At 63.1% G+C, this 21560-nt stretch carries 18 protein-coding genes; 17 read left to right on the top strand and 1 reads right to left on the bottom strand.

Annotated elements, in window-relative coordinates; genetic code table 11:
* The first annotated feature begins 57 nt into the window (after nt 1-57).
* The 17 genes from PM2_RS05420 to PM2_RS05340 all read left to right on the top strand — a co-directional run bounded on the left by PM2_RS05420 (nt 58) and on the right by PM2_RS05340 (nt 20863).
* Nucleotides 58-1707 carry an MFS transporter gene (locus PM2_RS05420; protein ID WP_016715586.1) on the top strand — a complete coding sequence of 550 codons (1650 nt, stop codon included), beginning with the start codon at nt 58-60 and terminating at the stop codon, nt 1705-1707.
* Entirely contained in the window at nt 1704-2837 is a 1134-nt protein-coding gene (locus tag PM2_RS05415) for an HlyD family secretion protein (protein ID WP_028698806.1), read from the top strand. Before PM2_RS05420 ends, PM2_RS05415 begins: the two co-directional genes overlap by 4 nt.
* A gap of 92 nt (nt 2838-2929) precedes the next feature.
* On the top strand, nt 2930-3523 hold the full coding sequence (locus PM2_RS05410) for an SEN1982 family lipoprotein (protein ID WP_016715587.1): 594 nt from the start codon (nt 2930-2932) through the stop codon (nt 3521-3523).
* 368 nt (nt 3524-3891) lie between these two features.
* Nucleotides 3892-5190: an MFS transporter gene (locus tag PM2_RS05405; protein WP_016715588.1), complete on the top strand. Its 1299-nt coding sequence runs from the start codon at nt 3892-3894 to the stop codon at nt 5188-5190.
* Between the two features lie 110 nt (nt 5191-5300).
* Nucleotides 5301-5621: a hypothetical protein gene (locus PM2_RS05400; RefSeq protein WP_016715589.1), complete on the top strand. Its 321-nt coding sequence runs from the start codon at nt 5301-5303 to the stop codon at nt 5619-5621.
* Nucleotides 5622-6196: 575 nt separating this feature from the next.
* Nucleotides 6197-7258 carry a 3-deoxy-7-phosphoheptulonate synthase gene (locus PM2_RS05395; RefSeq protein WP_028698805.1) on the top strand — a complete coding sequence of 354 codons (1062 nt, stop codon included), beginning with the start codon at nt 6197-6199 and terminating at the stop codon, nt 7256-7258.
* Nucleotides 7259-7337: 79 nt separating this feature from the next.
* A complete protein-coding gene (locus tag PM2_RS05390) occupies nt 7338-7619 on the top strand; it encodes a peptidylprolyl isomerase (RefSeq protein WP_016715592.1) in 282 nt (93 codons plus the stop codon).
* A 13-nt stretch (nt 7620-7632) separates the two neighbouring features.
* Nucleotides 7633-9558, top strand: a complete 1926-nt coding sequence (locus tag PM2_RS05385; protein ID WP_016715593.1) for an extracellular solute-binding protein — start codon at nt 7633-7635, stop codon at nt 9556-9558.
* Nucleotides 9555-10613, top strand: a complete 1059-nt coding sequence (locus tag PM2_RS05380) for a microcin C ABC transporter permease YejB (protein WP_016715594.1) — start codon at nt 9555-9557, stop codon at nt 10611-10613. The genes PM2_RS05385 and PM2_RS05380 overlap by 4 nt, the downstream gene beginning before the upstream one ends.
* Complete coding sequence (locus PM2_RS05375; RefSeq protein WP_016715595.1) at nt 10613-11629, top strand: ABC transporter permease; 1017 nt, start codon at nt 10613-10615, stop codon at nt 11627-11629. Before PM2_RS05380 ends, PM2_RS05375 begins: the two co-directional genes overlap by 1 nt.
* A 41-nt stretch (nt 11630-11670) precedes the next feature.
* On the top strand, nt 11671-13053 hold the full coding sequence (locus tag PM2_RS05370; RefSeq protein WP_028698804.1) for a sigma-54 interaction domain-containing protein: 1383 nt from the start codon (nt 11671-11673) through the stop codon (nt 13051-13053).
* Nucleotides 13054-13264: 211 nt separating this feature from the next.
* Nucleotides 13265-14656, top strand: a complete 1392-nt coding sequence (locus tag PM2_RS05365; protein ID WP_016715597.1) for a GntP family permease — start codon at nt 13265-13267, stop codon at nt 14654-14656.
* Between the two features lie 10 nt (nt 14657-14666).
* Nucleotides 14667-15437 carry a 3-hydroxybutyrate dehydrogenase gene (hbdH, locus tag PM2_RS05360; protein WP_028698803.1) on the top strand — a complete coding sequence of 257 codons (771 nt, stop codon included), beginning with the start codon at nt 14667-14669 and terminating at the stop codon, nt 15435-15437.
* Between the two features lie 55 nt (nt 15438-15492).
* Nucleotides 15493-15972, top strand: a complete 480-nt coding sequence (gene eco, locus PM2_RS05355; RefSeq protein ID WP_028698802.1) for a serine protease inhibitor ecotin — start codon at nt 15493-15495, stop codon at nt 15970-15972.
* Between the two features lie 103 nt (nt 15973-16075).
* Nucleotides 16076-18034: an acetoacetate--CoA ligase gene (locus tag PM2_RS05350; RefSeq protein WP_028698801.1), complete on the top strand. Its 1959-nt coding sequence runs from the start codon at nt 16076-16078 to the stop codon at nt 18032-18034.
* A gap of 32 nt (nt 18035-18066) precedes the next feature.
* Complete coding sequence (locus PM2_RS05345) at nt 18067-18342, top strand: peptidylprolyl isomerase (protein ID WP_016715601.1); 276 nt, start codon at nt 18067-18069, stop codon at nt 18340-18342.
* Between the two features lie 121 nt (nt 18343-18463).
* Nucleotides 18464-20863 (top strand): autotransporter family protein, encoded by a 2400-nt coding sequence (locus tag PM2_RS05340; RefSeq protein ID WP_028698800.1) that lies wholly within the window; start codon nt 18464-18466, stop codon nt 20861-20863.
* Here PM2_RS05340 and PM2_RS05335 read toward each other — a convergent pair.
* Nucleotides 20860-21483 carry a LysE family translocator gene (locus PM2_RS05335; RefSeq protein WP_028698799.1) on the bottom strand — a complete coding sequence of 208 codons (624 nt, stop codon included), beginning with the start codon at nt 21481-21483 and terminating at the stop codon, nt 20860-20862. The two genes, PM2_RS05340 and PM2_RS05335, sit on opposite strands and share 4 nt — an antisense overlap.
* Nucleotides 21484-21560 lie beyond the last annotated feature (77 nt).

Genomic DNA, 21560 nt, shown 5'->3' with positions numbered 1-21560 from the left:
ACAAAAACCAAGGCATGCACCTAGCAGCAGCAACCGCCGCTCAAGTACAGTCTGCCCATGGACAAGTACGCCCCACGCCAGTGGCTTCCCCACGAAAAACCCAGCCTGCCGGGGTCCCCCTCCACGCCCCTGCATTCGCCAGCCAAGCGCCTGGCCTATGGCGTGGTCGGCCTGCTGGTCGCAATCACCGGCGGCCTTGGCAACGCGTTGGTCACCGCCAACCTGGTGTTCCTGCAAGGCGCCTTGGGCGCGACCACGGCAGAAATGGCCTGGCTGCCTGCCGCCTACGTCATGACCAACGTGTCCATCAACCTGCTGCTGGTGAAGTTTCGCCAACAATTCGGCCTGCGAGCCTTCACCGAGGTGTTCCTGGTGCTGTACGCCCTGGTCACCTTCGCCCACCTGCTGGTCAACGACCTCAACTCGGCCATCGCTGTACGCGCGGCCCACGGCATGGTCGGCGCCGCGCTCAGCTCGCTGGGGCTGTATTACATGATCCAGGCGTTCCCAGCGCAATGGCGGCTCAAGGCAATGGTGCTGGGCCTGGGCGCCTCGCAGCTGGCACTGCCGCTGGCACGCATCTTTTCCGAAGACCTGCTGCAAATTGCCGAATGGCGTGGCCTGTACCTGTTCGAGCTGGGCCTGGCGCTGGCCGCGCTGGGTTGCGTGTTGATGCTCAAGTTGCCACCCGGTGACCGCTTCAAGACCTTCGAGCCCCTGGACTTCCTGACCTTCACCCTGATCGCCAGTGGCACAGCCCTGCTTTGCGCCGTGCTGTCGCTGGGGCGCATCGACTGGTGGCTGGAGGCGCCGTGGATCGGCGTGGCGCTGGCGGCCTCGATCGGCCTTCTCTTCAGCGGCCTGGCCATCGAGCACAACCGGCAGAACCCGTTGTTGATGACCCATTGGCTGGGCAGCGGTGCAGTCATTCGCCTGGCGCTGTGCGTGGTGTTGATCCGCATGGTCACGTCCGAACAGTCCACGGGCGCAGTCGGCTTTTTGCAGGCGCTGAACATGGGCAGCGAGCAAATGCGCACGCTGTACTGGATCATGCTGCTGGGGGCCGTGGCAGGCCTGGCCAGCAGCGCCCTCACCATCAACCCCAACCACTTGGTGATTCCGCTGTTCGTCTCGTTGCTGGCCATGGCTGCCGGCGCCTTCATGGACAGCAGCTCCAGCAACCTCACGCGCCCGGCACAAATGTACTTCAGCCAGTTTCTGCTGGCTTTTGGCAGCACCTTCTTTCTTGGCCCGTCGATGGCCTTGGGCATCAGCCATGTGCGCGCCAACCCACGTAACCTGGTGAGCTTTTCGGTACTGTTCGGCATCTGCAACAACCTCGGCGGCCTGATTGGCGCGGCGCTGCTGGGCACCTTCCAGATCTGGCGGGAAAAATTCCATTCCAGCCACCTGATGGACCGCCTCAGCTACCTCGAACCCCTGGTCAATGCGCGCGTGCAGAGCGGCGGCAGCGGTTACGGCAGCATCATCGCCGACCCGGCCCTGCGTAGCGAAGCCGGCATGCGCCTGCTGGCCAGCGCCGCCACCCGCGAGGCGAACATCATGGCCTACAACGACGTGTTCGTGCTGATTGGCAGTATCGCTATCCTGACAATGGCCTGGATCTGCATCCGTAGCACCTGGCTCTGGTACGCAAAACGCCAGGCCTCCCTCACCGACTCCACCCCCGGCGCGCCCAACCGATGACCGACGACACCCGCACCACGACCACCACCGCCATCGCCGAAGCCCCGGAAGGTGCCACACCGCCCAGCGAGCCGACCAGCCCGGTACGTTCGCGGCGGGTACGCATCCTCTCGTCAATCAGTTTCGCCTGCGTGGCCCTGGCCGGCATCCTGCTGGTGCTGTATGCCTGGCGCCTGCCACCGTTCGGCAGCGCCATCGAAAGTACCGAGAATGCGCTGGTACGCGGCCAGGTGACTATCATCGGCCCACAACTGAGTGGCTACATTGTCGACGTGCCGGTGCACGACTTCCAGTTCGTCAAGGCCGGTGACCTCTTGGTGCAACTGGACGACCGCATCTACAAACAGCGCCTGGCCCAGGCCATCGCCCAACTGCAGCAACAACAGGCAGCCCTGGCCAACAACCTGCAGCAGCGCAACAGTGCCGAAGCCACCATCGCCCAGCGCCAGGCGGCCATCGGCGATGCGATGGCCCAGGCGATCAAGGCCAAAGCCGACCTGAGCCGCAACCAGGCGCTGGTCAACGACGGCTCGGTGTCGCGGCGCGACCTGGACCTGGCCCGTGCCAGCGAAGCGGCAGCGGTCGCCAGCCTGGCCCAGGCCAAGGCAGCGCTGGAAATCGCCCGCCAGGACCGTGAAACGGTGGTGGTCAACCGGGCAGCGCTGGAAGCATCGGTGGAGAATGCCAAGGCGGCCGTGGAACTGGCGCGCATCGACCTCGACAATACCCGCGTCACTGCCCCGCGCGACGGCCAGCTGGGGCAAATCGGCACACGCCTGGGGGCTTATGTGAACTCTGGCGCGCAGTTGATGGCGCTGGTACCCGACACCTTGTGGGTCATCGCCAACATGAAGGAAACCCAAATGGCCAATGTACGCATCGGCCAGCCGGTGACGTTCACCGTGGATGCCCTGAACCACCTGAAGTTGCAGGGACACGTGCAGCAGATATCGCCAGCCACCGGCTCGGAGTTCGCCCTGCTGCAGGCGGACAATGCCACCGGCAACTTCGTCAAGATCGCCCAGCGGATTCCGGTGCGCATTACTGTGGATGCCGGCCAGGACGAAGCCAGGCAACTGCGCCCAGGCATGTCGGTGGTCGTCAGTATCGATACCCGAGGTGAGCCATAGCGATGCCGTCTTGCCACGATTGCGCCGCTCTAACCCGTGGGTTCTAATCTTCAGCCATCGGTTTTATCTTCGCCATTCAAGGACGTTTCACCATGTACAGGAAGATCATGCCGCTGGCGCTGCTGGCAACCCTGGCAGGTTGCTCCGACAGCAACGACACCTCCGAGGCCAGTTTCAAGAAAGCCGCCCAGGCCTACCTCGACACCCAGTATCCGCACTGCTTCGTCATCAGCTCATTCCCCACCAAGACACAGGACTTCGACCTGCACGGCACCAACAAGGCGCTGCATGCCTTGGCCAAGGTGGGCGTGGTCAGTGAGAAGGAAATCTCGCGCACCGAGGTGCCTGCCCGGCTGTGGCAACCGGCACGAACGGACATCTACTATGCCTACGCGCTTACCGATGAAGGCCGCAAGTATTACAAGGCGGGCCACGGCCTGTGCTTTGGCAAGGCGCAGGTAACAGCGATCGAACAGTTCAGCGCGCCAAGCGAAGCCACGGGACAAAAGACATCGAATGTGACCTATGCCTACACGATTACCGGGCTACCGGCATGGGCCGGTGATGAACAGGTCAAAGCCAGCATTGCCGAACTGGGCAAGGCTGTGGCCAGTCATGATACGCCGCTCAAAGATACCCGGGCCATGGTGCTGACCCATCAAGGATGGCAACTGCGGGACAGGTAGTGGATTACCGGGTTTGCCCTGCAGCACTGGCTTGTCTACCGCAGACACATTCATGTCGCCCACAGACTGCGGCGTCTCGTCGCACGCCAATGCCCCTTGGGCAAAACCGCGCAAGCCCGTAGAATCGCGCCTCCTTTTCGCCCGTCGCCTTGAACGGTGGCAACCGGCAGCAATGACAGAGTCCGTGCCTGAACACATGAACGCACATGTGAAATAGGCTCAACCCTCCCCGCACGGCCCATTTCCCAAAGGGCCCAGCGGTTGAGTCTTGCCCAGGTCGCATCCGTGTAACCACTCGCCCCTTGCCGGGTCGGGCCGGTGTGCGCGTCCGAGAAGGCGCTCATCCGCTCATCCAACTAGAGGTACGTATGTCTCCGCGTTTGCTGGCCATGGCGCTGGCGCCCCTGCTCGGGTTGTTCATCATTGCCCTGGGCAACGGCTTCATGTCTTCCCTGACCACCCTGCGCCTGGGCGCTGCCGGTGAGTCAGCCACCACCATCGGTATTGTCTCGTCGACCTACTTCATCGGCCTGACCCTGGGTGCAATCTTCAACGACCGGCTGATCTTGCGCATCGGCCATATCCGCGCCTACACCAGCTTCGCTTCGCTGATCGCCGCGACCATCCTGCTGCAAGGGTTGTTCTACGACGTCACCTGGTGGTCTGTGCTGCGCCTGATCAACGGCTGGGCGGCGGTCGGCGTGTTCCTGGTGATCGAAAGCTGGCTGCTACTGGCCGGCGACGCCAAGATTCGCGGCCGCCTGCTTGCGCTGTACATGATTGCCTTCTACGGCGCCGGGGTAATCGCCCAGGCCGGCCTTGGCGAAATCACCCAGCTGGGTGACACCGCCCCCTTCATGCTGGCTGGCGTGCTGGCAGCACTGTCGGTGCTGCCTATCGTGATCTTGCCGCGGGTATCGCCCCTGCTGGACCAGGTCGAACCGCTCAAACCCCGCCAGCTGCTGGGTGTGGCACCGTCAGGCCTGGTGGGCTGCTTCGGTTCGGGTGTGGCCATTGCCGGGATCTATTCCCTGCTGCCGCTGTACCTGCAACGCATCGGCCTGGAGGTGGGCGAGGTCGGTAACATGATGGCTTGGGTGATCCTCGGCGCCATGCTGCTGCAATACCCGGTCGGGCGCTGGTCCGACCGCAAGGACCGCCAAGATGTGCTGATCGCCCTGGCTGCGCTGTGTGTGGTGCTGTCGCTGGTCACGGTGTTCCTGCCGTCGGACTCGTTCCTGCTGCCAGCCATGCTGTTCCTGCTGGGTGGTGGCGTGTTCACCCTGTACCCGGTGGCGGTCAGCCATGCCGCCGACCGGGCGCCGTCCGATGCGCTGGTACCGATGATTCAGGGCCTGCTGTTGATCAACTCGCTGGGCTCTGCCATGGCGCCGGTCGCCATGTCGCCGATGATGACCGAGTTTGGCGAGGCCGGCCTGTTCTGGGCCTTTGCCGTGGTCAACCTGGGCATGGTGTGCTTCTTCATGTGGCGCCGTGGCAAACGCCCGGCGGCGGAGCACCCGGCACCGTTTACGGCTTCGACCACCTTCTCGCCAACCGGCGCCGAGCTGCGCGTGACCGAAGACCTGATGCACGCCGCGCAGGAGCATCCGCCGCTGGAGCCGGTAGAAAACCCGGCGCCAGCACAGCGCTCGGAATCTCATTGATCCCAGGGGCCGCTTTGCGGCCCCTGAAGTTACCGCTCGTCGCCCAAAGCGCACCCCGCTCCCCGCACTTGGCCAAACGAATGACAGATCATCCGCAAAGGAGACTTCCCATGATCCGCATTCGTCCGCTTTCCCTGTACCTCGCGCTGGCCCTGACCAGCCTCACCGGCACCGCCTTCGCTGCCACCAACACCGACACACACACCAACACCGACAGTCGCCCACAGACCGATCAGTCTGGCGGCAAGTCGGCTGGTGAGGGCAGCAGCGTCAACAGCCCCGGCAGTGGTAAAAGCAACGACAGCAGCGACACCGGCAACAACACCGATGCCGCCGACGGCGCCAGCGGCGGCTCTAACAGCACCGGCGAGGCTACCGGCTCCGGTGCGGGGCACACCGGAGGTACTGCAGAGGACCAAGACAGCCACTAGGTCGGGCGTTACGGTCATTGAACCAACCAGTACAAAAGCAAATGATCAACCCTATAGCATTTATCCATTGAATGGCCCGGCCGAACTGAAGTAAGCTCGGGCTCATTCACTGGAGAGCAACATGCCGAAACACACCCGCAACCACGCCAACCACACCGGTCGCACCCTGCGCCCTGTGCTGGCCGTTGCCGGCTGCGTGGCACCTGCCAGCTATTACTTTGGGTATTGGTTTAGCCACTAGGCGCCGATACCCACACGGCGCCCACCTTCGAGGGGCCGCCGAACATGAGAATACTCAAACCCCCGGTCGGCTTCCCGACCGGGGGTTTTGCTTTTCAGGCCTTTGAACAACACCGATTCACATTGAGGACAGATTCATGAACTACGCCACTTATTACTACGCAAACACCTATGCCTGGCGATTTAGCCAATCCCGTTCGGGCCAGCCTGCCGCCTCCGTCCGGTCTTCCACAGGTGGCAATGCAGCAGCCAATACGAATTCAACGATCTGTCGAACACCTCGATAGGGCCGACCACGCGGGCCAGAACCCGCCGTCCGCCCAGGGAAAAACGCCATGCAAGCTTCCAGCCTCGCCCTGCCCCTGACCCAGCCGCAAGCGGCCAACACCACCGTCAGCAAGCGCCTGCCCAGCCCGCACCTGCTCAAGCAGCAAATGCCGCTGTCCAGCGAACTCACCCAGCAAGTCCATGCACACCGTCAGGCCATCCGGGACATCCTCGAAGGCCGCGATCCGCGCCTGTTGGTGATCGTCGGCCCCTGCTCGATCCACGACCCTCGCTCAGCCCTGGAATACGCCGACCGCCTGGCCGCTCTCAGCCGTGAAGTCAGCGACAAGCTGCTGCTGGTGATGCGCGCGTACGTCGAAAAACCGCGCACTACCGTGGGCTGGAAAGGCCTCGCCTACGACCCGCACCTCGATGGCAGTGACGACATGCACTCGGGCATCGCGTTGTCCCGTGGGCTGATGCTGAGCATGATCGAACGCGGCCTGCCGATCGCCACCGAGCTGCTGCAACCGATGGCCGCCGGCTACTTCGACGACCTACTGGCCTGGGCCGCGATTGGGGCGCGCACCACCGAATCGCAGATTCACCGGGAAATGGTCAGCGGCCTGGAGCTGCCAGTCGGCTTCAAGAACGGCACCGACGGCGGCATCGCCATCGCCAGCGACGCCATGCGCAGCGCCGCCCACCCGCACCGCCACTTCGGCATGGATGCGCAGGGCCACCCGGCGATCATCGAAACCCTGGGCAACCCGGACACTCACCTGGTACTGCGCGGTGGCCACAAAGGCCCCAACTACGATGCCAACAGCATCGCCATGGCCCGCCAGGCACTGGCCAAGGTTGGCGTGCAGGCGCGAATCATGGTCGATTGCAGCCACGCCAACAGCGGCAAGGACCCGGCTCGCCAGCCCGCGGTGTTCAACGATGTGCTGGCGCAACGCCTGGCCGGCGACCGCTCGCTCGTTGGCGTGATGATCGAGGGGCATTTGTTCGATGGCTGTCAGGCGCTGGGCAAGGGTGTACTGAAGTACGGCGTGTCGATCACCGACGGCTGCCTGGGCTGGAACTCGACCGAAACCCTGTTGCGCGAAGCGGCACAAAAACTGTAAGACGAAGGTTGCAAGCCTGGCGAGACATACCCCAAGCAAGTGCGCTAGGCTTGCCTTTTTACCCCAAGGAGCAGTACCCATGGCCCGTGCAACCGCCCGCCACATCCTGGTCAGCAGCATCGATAAATGCAACGAACTCAAAGCCCAGATCGAAGCAGGCGCCGACTTCGCTGAAATCGCCAAAGCCAACTCCACCTGCCCGTCCAGCCGTCAGGGCGGTGACCTGGGCTCGTTCGGCCCAGGCCAGATGGTCAAGGAATTCGACACCGTGGTGTTCAGCGCCCCGGTCAACACCGTGCAAGGCCCGGTGAAAACCCAGTTCGGCTACCACCTGCTGGAAGTGACCAGCCGCCAGGATTAAGTCCTCGCAGCCGATGAAAGTCCGTGTGGGAGCGGGCTTGCCCGCGAATAGCCCAGACCAGACAACCTCGTTGCCTGGGCCGACGCATTCGCGGGCACGCCCGCTCCCACAGGGTTTGTGGGGCCTGTTCTTGCTTTGTCTAGCTTTCAATACCCAAGCCGCCCCCACCCATGCACTCACCGTCTACGGTGAAGCTCCCCGCTACAACGCCAGCTTCCAGCACTTTGACTACGTCAACCCCAACGCCCCCAAGGGCGGCATCCTGCGCCGCTCGGCCATCGAGATCGGCCAGTTCGACCATATCCTGCCGTACATCGACAAAGGCATTGGCGTCAGCGAAGTCGATGGCCTGTTGTATGCGCCACTGGCCGTGCGCTCGTTCGATGAACCCTATACCGTCTATGGCCTGATCGCCCACAGCATGGAGCGCGGCCCCGACGATGCCTGGCTACGTTTCAATATCGACCCGCGTGCCACCTTCGCCGATGGCAAACCGGTGCGTGCCGAAGACGTACGTTTCACCTTCGAGCTGTTGATGAACAAAGGCAGCCTCAAGTACCGCACCCAGTTCGCCGACGTCACTGGTGTGACCGTGGAAAACCCGCACAGCGTGCGCTTCGACTTCAAGCCCGGGCACGGCCGCACCCTGGCCCTTGACCTCGCCAGCCTGCCGGTACTGCCCGAACACGACTGGCAGCAACGCGACTTCGCCAACGGTGCCGGTTTTGACAAGCCAGTCGGCAGCGGCCCGTACCGCATCGGGCGCATCGACAACGGCCGCAGCATCACCTTCGAACGCGACCCCACCTGGTGGGCGCGCGACCTGCCCGCCAGCCGTGGCCGCTACAATTTCGACAAGCTACGCATCGAGTACTTCGGCGATACCGAGGTGGCCCGGCAGGTGCTCAAAGGCGGGGGTTACGACTACAACCGTGAGTTCTCCGCCACCGCTTACACCCTGGGCTACAACGGTGCGCAACTGGAGGATGGTCGCCTGCAACGCGCCCACCTTGGCCCGGCCAAACCGCAAGTGGCCCAAGGCTTCGTGTTCAACCTCGACCAGCCGCAGTTCAAGGACCGCCGGGTGCGCCAGGCGCTGGGCATGTTGTGGGACTACGAGTGGAGCAACCGGCAGATGATGCGCAATATGTACATCCGCCAACAAAGCGTGTTCTCCAACACGCCGCTGGCAGCCCGCAAGCTGCCGGATGCTGGCGAGCTGAAGCTGCTTGAACCGTTGCGCGGAAACGTACCGGGCGAAGTTTTCACCACGGTGTTCAGCGCCCCGGTCACCGACGGGTCCGGGATCATCCGCAAACAACAGTTGCAGGCCCTGGCCCTGCTTGAACAAGCCGGTTGGCACCCCGAAGGCGACCGGCTGGTGAACAGCGACGGCACACCGCTGGCATTCACCTTCCTCAACGGCCAGGCGGGCATGGAGCGCCTGCTGCTGCCGTGGAAGCGCAACCTGGCCCAGATCGGCGTCACCCTGAACATCCGCAATGTCGACGCTGCCCAGTACGTCAACCGGCTGATGGCGCGCGACTACGACATGATCGTCACCGGCTACCCGGTTACCCTGTCGCCGGGTGCCGAGTTGTACAACTACTTTGGCTCGGCAGCCGCCCACGACCCCGGCTCGAACAACCTGATGGTGCTGCAAGACCCGGCCGTGGACCGCCTGATCGACGGCCTGGTGCGTGCCGACACCCAGGCCGACATGCTGCAGCACGCCCGCGCCCTGGACCGGGTGCTGCAATGGAACTACTACTGGATCCCCAACTACTACCCGCCAGGTAGCTCCACCGCCTGGTGGAACCGCTTTGGCCTGCCCAAGGTCCAGGCGGCCTATGACGAAGGCCTGGACACCTGGTGGGAGATCAGCCCCACCCCGCTGACCAACGCGCAAATGGCCGAACGCCAGAAGGCCTTGCCATGACCACCTACATCCTGCGCCGTCTGTTGTTGATCATCCCGACCCTGCTGGCGATCTTGCTGGTCAACTTCGCCATCGTCCAGGCTGCGCCGGGTGGCCCGGTAGAACAGGCCGTGGCGCGCCTGCAAGGCCTTGGCGGCGGCGCACCCGGCGCGCGGGCCGAAGTGGTGCATGGTGAGTCCCGCGCCACACGAGGCCTGGACCCGAAACTGATCGAGGAGATCAAGCGCCAGTACGGTTTCGACAAATCCGCCCCCGAGCGCTTGTGGCTGATGCTGGGCCAGTATGCCCGGCTGGACTTCGGCAACAGTTTCTTCCGCGGTGCCAAGGTCACGGACCTGATCCTGGACAAGTTGCCGGTCACCCTGTCGCTGGGTTTCTGGGCCACGCTGATCACCTACCTGGTGTCGATCCCGCTGGGCATACGCAAAGCGGTGCGCCACGGCAGCCGGTTCGATGCCTGGAGCAGCGCGCTGATTGTGGTCGGCTATGCCCTGCCCTCGTTCCTGTTCGCCTTGCTGCTGATCGTGCTGTTCGCCGGAGGGACCTCGCTCAACTGGTTCCCGGTGCGTGGCCTGGTTTCGGACAACTTCGACGAACTCAGCCTGCTGGGCAAGGTTGCCGACTACTTCTGGCACCTGGTGCTGCCAGTCGGCGCCTTGGTGATTGGCGGTTTCGCGACCCTCACGTTGCTGACCAAGAACGCCTTCCTCGACGAGATTTCCCGCCAATACGTGGTCACCGCCCGGGCCAAAGGCCTGAGTGAACGCCGGGTGCTGTATGGCCATGTACTGCGCAATGCCATGCTGTTGGTGGTAGCGGGCTTGCCGCAGGCACTGATAACGGTGTTCTTCGCCGGTTCCTTGCTGATCGAAGTGATCTTTTCGCTCGATGGCCTGGGCCGCATGAGCTATGACGCAGCAGTGTCGCGGGATTACCCGGTCGTGTTCGGCACACTGTTCATCTTCACCCTGGCGGGCCTTTTGATCCGCCTGATCGGCGACCTGTCGTACACGTTGCTCGACCCTCGCATCGACTTCGATACGAGGGCGCACTGATGCTTTCCCCCGTCTCGCGCCGTCGCCTGCAACGCTTTCGCCGCAACCGCCTGGGCTGGGTCTCGCTGTGGCTGTTCGCCGGCCTGTTGCTGTTGAGCATGGGTGCAGAGCTGGTGGCCAACGATAAACCCCTGCTGCTGGGCTACAAGGGCGAGCTGTACATGCCTGCACTCAAACGCTACACCGAGCAGCAGTTTGGTGGCCAGTTGCCGTTCCAGCCCGATTACCGCAGTGCGTATGTGCGCCAACTGATCGCGGAACAAGGCGGCTGGATGCTGTTCGCGCCCATCCCGTTCAGCGCCGACACCCCCAACTACGACCTGCAAGTACCCACCCCCAGCCCGCCAAGTGCAAGCAACTGGCTGGGTACCGACGATCAAGGGCGCGATGTGCTGGCGCGGGTACTGTACGGCACGCGGGTATCGCTGCTGTTCGCTTTTGCCCTGACCGTCGTAAGCGTGCTCATTGGCGTGATAGCCGGCGCGTTGCAGGGCTACCACGGCGGTTGGGTCGACCTGCTCGGCCAGCGGCTGCTGGAAGTGTGGTCAGGCTTACCGGTGCTGTACCTGCTGATCATCCTCAGCGGCTTTGTCGAACCGGATTTCTGGTGGTTGCTGGGGATCATGGCGCTGTTCTCTTGGCTGACGTTGGTCGATGTGGTACGCGCCGAGTTTCTGCGGGGGCGAAACCTGGAGTATGTAAAGGCAGCCCGGGCGTTGGGCCTGCCGGACAGCCAGGTGATGCTGCGACATATTTTGCCCAACGCCATGAACGCCACGCTGACCTACGTGCCATTCATGCTGACCGGGGCGATCACTACCCTGACCGCACTGGATTTCCTCGGGTTTGGCATGCCGGCCGGGAGTGCTTCGCTGGGTGAGTTGGTGACCCAGGGCAAGCAACACCTGGAGGCGCCATGGCTGGGCTTTACCGCGTTTTTCGCGCTGGCGGTGATCTTGTCGTTGCTGGTGTTTATCGGGGACGCCTTGCGCGAAGCATTCGACCCCAGAGGTTAGGTTTTACAGGCCCGGCCTTCACATGATTCGGAATTTGCCCCATGCACGACAACGACAGCCTCAAGAACTACCCCCAGGTACGGCAACTGGCAATTCACTCGCTGTTCGAGATCATCGAGCAGTCCAGCGAAGGCACGGTCATCGTTGACCGCAATGCACGTATCGTCTGGATGAACGAACGCTACGCCCGGCGCTTTGGCCTGGCCGATGCCGCCAGTGCCATCGGCCAGCCGTGCGAAGCGGTGATCCCGGGCAGCCTGATGCGCGAGGTGGTGAGCAATGGCCGGCCAATCCTGCTGGACATGCTCGACACCCCGAACGAGCCCTTGGTGGTGATGCGCCTGCCGATCCACGACGACCAGGGCGCACTGATCGGTGCCATCGGCTTTGCCCTGTTCGACGAACTGCGCAGCCTGTCGCCACTGCTCAAACGCTACGCCAGCATGCAGCAGGAACTGGCCTCGACCCGCTCGCAACTGCGCGCCCGCCAAGCCAAGTACAGCTTCGCCCAGTTCGTGGGCAGCAGTGCTGCCAGCCTGGAAGCCAAGCGCCGCGCCCGGCGCGGTGCTGGTAGCGATTCGCCGGTGTTGTTGCTGGGCGAAACCGGTACGGGCAAAGAGCTACTGGCCCATGCCATCCACGCGGCGTCGGCGCGGGCGCACAAAGCCTTCGTCAGCATCAACAGTGCAGCGATCCCTGAAACGCTGCTCGAAGCCGAATTTTTCGGCACCGCGCCGGGTGCGTTTACCGGCGCCGACCGCAAGGGCCGCAGTGGCAAGCTGCAGCTGGCCGAAGGCGGCACGCTGTTCCTCGACGAGATCGGCGACATGCCGCTAGCCCTGCAGAGCAAGCTGCTGCGCGTGCTGCAGGAAAAGGAATACGAGCCGGTTGGCTCGAACCAGATGCTGCGCAGCGACGTGCGCATCATTGCCGCCACCTCCATCGACCTGCAGGCGGCCATGGCTCGTGGGGCGTTTCGCGCCGACCTGTATTACCGGCTGAATGTGCTACCAATCGCCGTGCCGCCGCTGCGGGAGCGACTGGAGGATTTGCCAGCGCTGTGCGAGACCATACTGGGTGAACTGGGCAGCCAGTACGAGCTGGAGGCCGACGCGCAACAACTGCTGGCGCGGCATGCATGGCCGGGGAACATTCGCGAGCTGCGCAATGTGCTGGAGCGCGCGACATTGCTGGCGGATCAGCCACGGTTGGGGCTGGCGGACTTGCGTGCGGCACTGGGGCCGTTGAGCCCGGTAGCGAGCGGGCCGGTGCAACAGACATACCGGGAGGCCTGCGAGGCATTCGAGCGCAAGCTGATTGGCGAGGCGCTCGCACAATGCGAGGGCAATGTACCGCAGGCTGCTCAGGCATTGGGGCTAGGACGGTCGACCCTGTACAAGAAGATGGTTGCACTAGGTCTCTGATTAGAGACTCTAGTTTCTATATTGAGACTATGGCAAGGGCTTTGCCCTTGTGCCTTGACAGGACGCAAAGCGAAACAAAAATCTCGAATTAGAGACAAATATTTCAGAACAAACAAAAAACACCTACAAATCAATAACTTACATTTTGGCACGATTCCCGCTATCTCCTGCACACCGATAAAAACAAGACTCACCCAGGAGACCCACCCCGATGACCGTGCTCATCGCCCTCGCCGCTCTGGCCCTGCTGATGCTGGCTGCCTATCGCGGTTACAGCGTAATCCTCTTTGCCCCCATTGCCGCCCTCGGCGCCGTCCTGCTCACCGACCCCTCTGCCGTGGCCCCCGCGTTCACCGGGGTGTTCATGGAGAAAATGGTTGGCTTCATCAAGCTCTACTTCCCGGTGTTCCTGCTGGGCGCAGTGTTTGGCAAGCTGATCGAACTGTCCGGCTTTTCCCGATCGATCGTCGCCGCCGCCATCCGCCTGCTTGGCACCCGTCAGGCGATGCTGGTAATCGTGCTGGTTTGTGCCCTGCTCACCTATGGCGGTGTCTCGCTGTTCGTGGTGGTGTTCGCGGTGTACCCGTTCGCCGCCGAAATGTTCCGCCAGAGCAACATCCCCAAGCGCCTGATCCCGGCCACCATCGCCTTGGGCGCGTTCTCGTTCACCATGGACGCCCTGCCGGGCACCCCGCAAATCCAGAACATCATCCCCAGCACCTTCTTCAACACCACCGCCTGGGCGGCGCCGTGGCTGGGCCTGATCGGCACGTTGTTCGTGTTCTTTACCGGCATGGCCTACTTGCAACGCCAACGCAACAAAGCCCAGCGTGCGGGTGAAGGCTATGGCACCGACCTGCGCAATGAGCCGGAAACCGCTGCCGACCTGGCCCTGCCTAACCCCTGGCTGGCCTTGGCGCCCCTGCTGCTGGTGGGGGTGATGAACCTGCTGTTCACCCACTGGATCCCGCAGTGGTACGGCCCCAGCCACAGCCTGCAACTGCCCGGCATGAACGCGCCAGTGCAAAGCGACGTGGCCAAGCTCACGGCCATCTGGGCAGTGCAGGCGGCATTGCTGGTGGGCATCCTCATGGTGCTGGTGTGTGCCTTTGGCGCCATCCGCACGCGCCTTGCCGAAGGCACCAAAAGCGCGGTGGGTGGTGCCTTGCTGGCGGCCATGAATACCGCTTCTGAATATGGCTTTGGTGCAGTGATCGCCTCGCTGCCAGGCTTTCTGGTGCTGGCCGATGCCCTGCGTGGCATCCCCAACCCGCTGGTCAACGAAGCCATCACCGTGACCTTGCTCGCCGGCATCACAGGCTCCGCCTCGGGCGGCATGAGCATCGCCCTGGCGGCCATGGGCGACACGTTCATCGCCGCCGCCCATGCCGCCAACATCCCGCTCGAAGTACTGCACCGGGTGGCCGCCATGGCCAGCGGTGGCATGGACACCCTGCCACACAACGGCGCGGTGATCACCTTGCTGGCGGTGACCGGCCTGACCCACCGCGAGGCCTACAAGGATATTTTCGGTATTACCCTGATCAAGACCCTGGCGGTGTTCGTTGTCATCGCCACGTTCTACGCCACTGGCATCGTCTAAGGAGCTATGCATGACCCTCAAAGGCAAGACTGCACTCGTCACCGGTTCCACCAGCGGCATCGGCTTAGGCATCGCCCAGGTGCTGGCCCGCGCGGGCGCCGATATCGTGCTCAACGGCTTTGGCGACCCGGCACCGGCGCTGGCCGAGATCAGCCGGCACGGGGTGAAGGCCGTTCACCACCCGGCCGACCTGTCGGACGTGGCCCAGATCGAAGCGTTGTTCGCCCTGGCCGAACGCGAATTCGGTGGTGTCGACATGCTGGTCAACAATGCCGGCATCCAGCATGTAGCACCGGTGGAGCAGTTCCCGCAGGAAAGCTGGGACAAGATCATCGCCCTCAACCTGTCGGCCGTGTTCCATGGCACGCGGCTGGCGCTGCCGGGCATGCGCGCGCGCAACTGGGGGCGCATCATCAACATCGCTTCGGTACATGGCCTGGTCGGTTCGACTGGCAAGGCAGCCTATGTGGCGGCCAAACATGGTGTGGTCGGCCTGACCAAGGTGGTCGGGCTGGAAACGGCCACCAGCAATGTCACCTGCAATGCCATCTGCCCAGGCTGGGTGCTGACCCCGCTGGTGCAGAAGCAGATCGACGACCGTGCTGCCACCGGTGGCGATCCGCTGCAGGCACAGCATGATCTGCTGGCCGAGAAACAACCATCGCTGGCGTTCGTCACCCCCGAACACCTGGGTGAGCTGGTACTATTCTTGTGCAGCGAGGCCGCAAGCCAGGTTCGCGGCGCCGCCTGGAACGTCGATGGTGGCTGGTTGGCCCAGTGACGGGCAGCCTGGGCCTGGCGGTGATCTCGCATTCGATTATTTGCAAGGAGGCCTTATGCGCCCTACCCCGATGACCGCGATTCTGGCCCTGACCCTGGCTGCCGCAGCCCCTGTGATGGCTGCCAGCCTGAAGGACGTCGCCCCCTACCCCGAGGCAGAAAAAGGCTTCACCCGGCAGGTGATCCACCTGCCGGCACAGGCCGATGAGTCGGCCTATAAACTGGAAATCCTCGCCGGCAAGACGCTGCAGGTGGACTGCAATCGCCAACGCCTGGGCGGCAACCTGGAAGAACGCACCCTGGATGGCTGGGGCTACAACTACTACCGCCTGGACAAGGTCAGCGGCCCGGCCAGCACGCTGATGGCCTGCCCGGATGGCAAAAAGACCGACGCCTTCGTGCCGGTGGTCGGTGACGGCTTCCTGCTGCGCTACAACAGCAAATTGCCAGTGGTGGTGTATGTGCCCAAGGATGTCGAAGTGCGCTACCGCGTGTGGTCGGCATCGCAGGACGTGCAAAAGGCTAAAGTAGAGTAAGCACGCCTTGCTCGGCATCTGAAAGCTTGCGCTCCCACAGGGGATAGCGGATACCTGTCCCACAAAGAACAAGCCCGCAGTTGGCAGTAACGGGAGGAACCGCATGAACGATGTGCTCTGGCGCCCCTCCACGGCGCAGATTGAGGCCAGCCGGATGGATGCCTTCCGCCGACGGGTCAACCTGCGCTACAACCTGCAACTCACCGACTACCAGGCGCTGCACCGCTGGAGCATCGAACAGCGGGCCGCCTTCTGGCAGACCCTTGCCGACTATTTCCACGTGCGCTGGCACACCCCGCCGAGCCAAGTGCTGAGTGAAGGGCCACAAATGCCCGAAGCGCAGTGGTTCGCCAACGCCAGCCTGAACTTCGCCGAACACCTGCTGCGCCGTCGCGATGACCGCCCGGCCGTCGTTTCCATACGCGAGGATGGCCACCGCCAGGCGTTCACCCACGCCCAGCTGGCTGCCCACGTAGCGGGGTTGCAAACGGCGTTCAAGGCCGCAGGCATCGTCGCAGGCGACCGTGTGGCTGCCATGATGCCCAATACCTGGCAAACACTGGTGGCCATGCTTGCCTGCACCAGCCTCGGCGCGATCTGGTCGACCTCTTCGCCCGAGTTCGGCGTGCATGGCATCATCGACCGTTTCGGCCAGATTGCGCCCAAACTGCTGATCGTCTGTGCCGGCTATCAATACGCTGGAAAAGACATCGATCAGGTGGCCAAGGTCAACCAGGTGTGCGAGCAGCTGCCGAGCCTGGAGCAGCTGATCGTAGTGCCTCATACCCGCAGCGGCACTCGCCCCGACGAGTTCCACGCGGCCCGGGTGAGCCTGTGGGATGACGTCTACCAGCCCGGTGGCGAACCGCGCTTCACCCCGCTACCGTTTGACCACCCGCTGTACATCCTCTACTCCAGCGGCACCACCGGCGTGCCCAAGTGCATCGTCCACCGCGCCGGTGGCGTGTTGCTGCAGCACCTCAAGGAACACGGCCTGCACAACGACCTGAAAGCCGATGACGTGTTGTTCTACTACACCACCTGCGGCTGGATGATGTGGAACTGGCTGGCCAGCGGCCTGGCAATAGGCGCCACGCTGGTGCTGTACGACGGCTCGCCGTTTCACCCCGGCCCCGAACGGCTGCTGGACCTGATCGACGCCGAGGGCATCCACGCCTTCGGGACCAGCCCCAAGTACCTGGCAGCGCTGGAACAGGCGGGCCTTGAGCCTGCAGCCAGCCACAACCTGGCCAGCCTGCGGTTGCTGCTGTCTACCGGCTCGCCGCTGTCACCCCACAGTTATGACTACGTGTACAGCAAGATCAAGGCTGATCTGTGCCTGGCGTCCATGTCCGGCGGTACCGACATTGTCTCGTGCTTCGTGCTGGGCAACCCGACCTTGCCAGTGCGCCGTGGCGAAATCCAGTGCAAGGGCCTGGGCATGGCGGTGGAAGTGTGGAATGAGCACGGCCAGCCGGTGCAGGACGAAAAAGGCGAGCTGGTGTGTACCCGCAACTTTCCCAGCATGCCGTTGGGGTTTTGGCACGACCCGGACGGCAGCCGCTATCACGACGCCTATTTCAGCCAGTACCCGGGGGTTTGGGCCCAAGGCGACTATGCCGAACAGCGCACCCATGGCGGCCTGGTGATTCACGGCCGCTCGGATGCCGTGCTCAACCCGGGCGGCGTGCGCATTGGCACGGCGGAGATCTACCGCCAGGTGGAGAAAGTCGAACAGGTGCTGGAAAGCGTGGCCATCGGCCAGGACTGGAAAGGCGATGTGCGCGTGGTGCTGTTCGTACGCCTGCAAGACGGCCTGCTGCTCGATGAAGCCCTGCGTCAGCGCATTCGCCAGGTGATACGCCAATTCACCACCCCCCGCCACGTGCCGGCGGTGATTGCCCAGGTCAGTGACATACCACGTACCATCAGCGGCAAGCTTGTGGAGTTGGCGGTTCGCAATGTGGTGCATGGGTTACCGGTGAAGAACACCGACGCGCTTGCTAACCCGCAAGCGCTGGAGCAGTTTCGAGATCGCGTAGAGTTGCGCGAGCAGGCATAATGCCGCCCTTTTCCCCGAAGCACAGGTACCCCATGAAAGCCCAAGCCCGCCACATCCTGGTCAAGACCGCTGACGAAGCCGAAAAGCTCAAGCAGCGCATCGCCAACGGCGAGGCTTTCGACGTACTGGCTAAAAAGTTCTCCATTTGCCCATCAGGCAAACGCGGTGGCGACCTGGGTGAAATCCGCCCGGGCCAGATGGTCGGTGCCATCGACCAGGTGATCTTCAAAAAGCCGCTGCGCGTGGTGCACGGGCCGATCAAGAGCAAGTTCGGCTACCACCTGGTGCAAACCTTCTACCGCGATTGATGGCAGCGGGCCACCTGACATTTCTGCCAGTTGTCCCGTCACTGCGCATTACATAAAACACAGGCAGGGCCGAAGCGACGCTTCAGGTAGTGGCCCCTTCAATGGACACGGAGACCTGCCTATGCGCTGCCCTCGCCTGCTGCTGCCTGCCGCATTCCCCCTGCTTACCCTGCCTTTGCTGGCTCACGCTGAATCCCTGACCGTTTCACCCGGTGACAATCTGGGTGCCCTGGTGCAGACAAATGCGGCTGACACGTTCACCATCGGCGGCGGCACGGTACTGTCATTGCAGCAAGGCAATGGCCAAGACACGTACACCATGTCTGGCGGTACGTTGGGCTCGCTGAACCAGGGCGGTGACATGGACACGTTCACCATGACCGGCGGAACTATTACGGGCGCGTTTGAAGATGGTGACATCGCCGACTTCCAGGGCGGCAGCATTGGCCGGATAGATCTCAAGCTTGCTGACAACACTCTCAATATTTCCCAAAATCTCGGGATTGAAACCCTCGTTGTCGGCAATGTCGTCAGTGGGCTTGGCAATGACACGATCACCATGACCGGTGGCACCATCGGCGGTGATATCAGCACCAGTAGCGGCGTAGACAAGATCACCCTCAGTGGCGGCACGCTCAAAGGCGAAATACGCACTGGCAATGACGATGATGTGTTTACCTGGACTGGCGGTCAGATCGGCAAACGAGTCATCCTGGAGAATGGGAATGACACGGCTACTGTCCGCACCCTCGACCTCGGCAACTCGGCCGTTATCCTGGACGGCGGCACCGGCACGGACACGCTTTCGTTCGAGCAGAGTCAGGTCGGCAAAGGTGCCTTGTACGCCAACTGGGAAAGCATCAACCTCAAACAAGGCAGCCAGCTGACCCTCGACGATACCCTCACCCTGGGAGATCTGGGCGCCGACCAACCACGCGTAATCCCTGCCACGGGCAACGGCACCTTGCAAATTGATGCGAGCAGCTCGCTGATCAGCCGCCAGGGCAGCATCGTCAGTATCCAGAGTGACAGCAAGGCATCGGTGGTTAACGCCGGTACCATCGACCTGAGCAGTGGCAGCGACGCAAAGGGCCGTTTGACCATCCTGGGCGATTACACCGGCAACAACGGCACTTTGCGCCTGAACAGCGTGCTGGCAGGTGACGGTGCCGACTCCGACCGCCTGGTGGTCAGCCGAGGGGCCATCAGCGGCTCTACCAAATTGTCCATCAACAACCTCAATGGTGCGGGTGCAGCGACTGCTCAGAATGGTATCCAGGTCGTCGAAGCCCGTGATGGTGCCACCAGTACTTCTAAAGCCTTTGTGCAGACGAAGACGCTATCGGTTGGCGCCTACGACTATCGCCTGTTCAAAGGCGGCGTTACTGCTGGCAGCGAAAACAGCTGGTACCTGCGCTCGAACGTGGAGGCACCACCCGCGCCTGCACCGGCGCCAGCGCCCGGCGAGCCCCCCGTGATAGCGCCTGCCGAAACACCACCTGTCGCTGCCCCGGCGCCGGGCCAGGTCGACTTGCCCGCCCCCGTGCAAGGCGAGAGCTTGCCGCTTTATCGCCCAGAAGTACCGGTTTACGCCGCAGCCCCCCGAGGCGCCGCAATCATCGCCCGCCAAGCGTTAGGCACCTTCCACCAACGCCAGGGTGACCAACAGTTGCTCAAGGGCAAAAGCGCCCTACCCGCCAGTTGGGGCCAGGCCTACGGCGGCACGGTGCGCCAGCAATGGAGCGGTACGGTCAGCCCGAGCCTGGATGGCGATCTGTACGGTTTCAAGGTTGGGCAGGACTTGTACGCCAAGGTTGGCGACAACGGTTATCGGCAGCATGTTGGCCTCTACGTCAGTCACAGCCGCCTGGAGGCCGACGTCAAGGGTTTCGCCTTGGCCGAGGAGAACCGAAGCGTCGGCGATCTGAGGCTTGATGGCGATAGCGTCGGCACCTACTGGACGCTGGTCGGGCCACAAGGTGCTTATCTGGATACCGTGTTGCAGTACACCCGCCTCGATGGCCGTGCCCGTTCGGACCGTGGCGACAAGCTGAACATCGACGGCCATGCCTGGACGGCTTCGCTGGAGTCCGGCTACCCCATCGCGCTGTCCGAGCGCTGGACCCTGGAGCCACAAGCGCAGTTGATTGCACAGAAGGTCTCGCTCGACAGCGCAAGCGACAGTGTTTCGCGCATCAGCCATGACGCACAAGTAGAACTGACCGGCCGATTGGGGGTACGTCTTGAAGGTGCGTTTACGGGCAGCAGCGGCCGCCTGTTGCAGCCCTATGCACAGCTCAACCTGTGGCACGGCGACGGTGGCCGCGATACGTTGACCTTCGATGATGTCGACAAGATCAAGACCGACTACCGCTACACCTCGGCACAACTGGAAGGCGGCGTGGTGGCGCAGGTCAGTGGGGCGCTGAGCCTGCATGGCGGCGTGCAGTACACCGCCAACCTGGACAGCCGCCAGCAGGAAGCCAGCGGCGTGAACCTGGGCGTGCGCTGGCAGTTCTAGCGGCGTGCCGCCAGCAAGCCGAGGCCGGCGCAGCCCAGCAGGGAGGCACTGACCCGGTTGAACAGGCGGCGCGGGCCAGGCTGGCTGAACCAACGCTGCATGTAGGCGCCCAGGCCTGAGTAAATGGCAATGGCCGCCCACTCCAGCAGCAGGAACAATACACCCAGCCACAGGAACTGCTCGCTCACCGGTGTGGCGCTGCCGACCGAGACGAACTGTGGCAGGAAGGCGGTAAAGATCAGGATCGCCTTGGGATTGCCGGCCGCCACCCAGAACTCCTGGCGCGCCAGGCGCCACGTGCCACTGGGGTGGTCAGTTGCCACCACGGCTTCGCCCACCGGTGCGCGCCACAATTGCCAGGCGATGTAGAACAGGTAGGCCGCGCCCACCACCTTGATGGCCAGGAACAAGTATTCGCTGGTGTGCAGCACCACCGCCAGGCCCATGGCCGCCAGGGCGATCATACCGCTGAAGGCCAGGATACGCCCGCCACCCGCCACGCAGGCGGTGCGCAGGCCGTAGCGGCTGGCGTTATGAAGCGACAGCAGGTTGTTTGGCCCGGGTGCCATGTTCAAGGCGAAGCAGGCAGGTATGAAAAGCAGCAGGCTAGAAAGATCCATTCTTGTTTTCCTTTGGTAACAGGCGTCTATTTCGGCGGCTGCCGGGCCTTGCGGTCAAGTTACAGTCAGCGTTAAAA

This window comes from Pseudomonas monteilii NBRC 103158 = DSM 14164 (assembly GCF_000730605.1).
In the GTDB taxonomy this organism is placed as follows: Bacteria; Pseudomonadota; Gammaproteobacteria; order Pseudomonadales; family Pseudomonadaceae; genus Aquipseudomonas; species Aquipseudomonas monteilii.
Note: the sequence above shows the minus strand (reverse complement) of the source record. Positions and strands in the feature narration are given on the sequence as shown.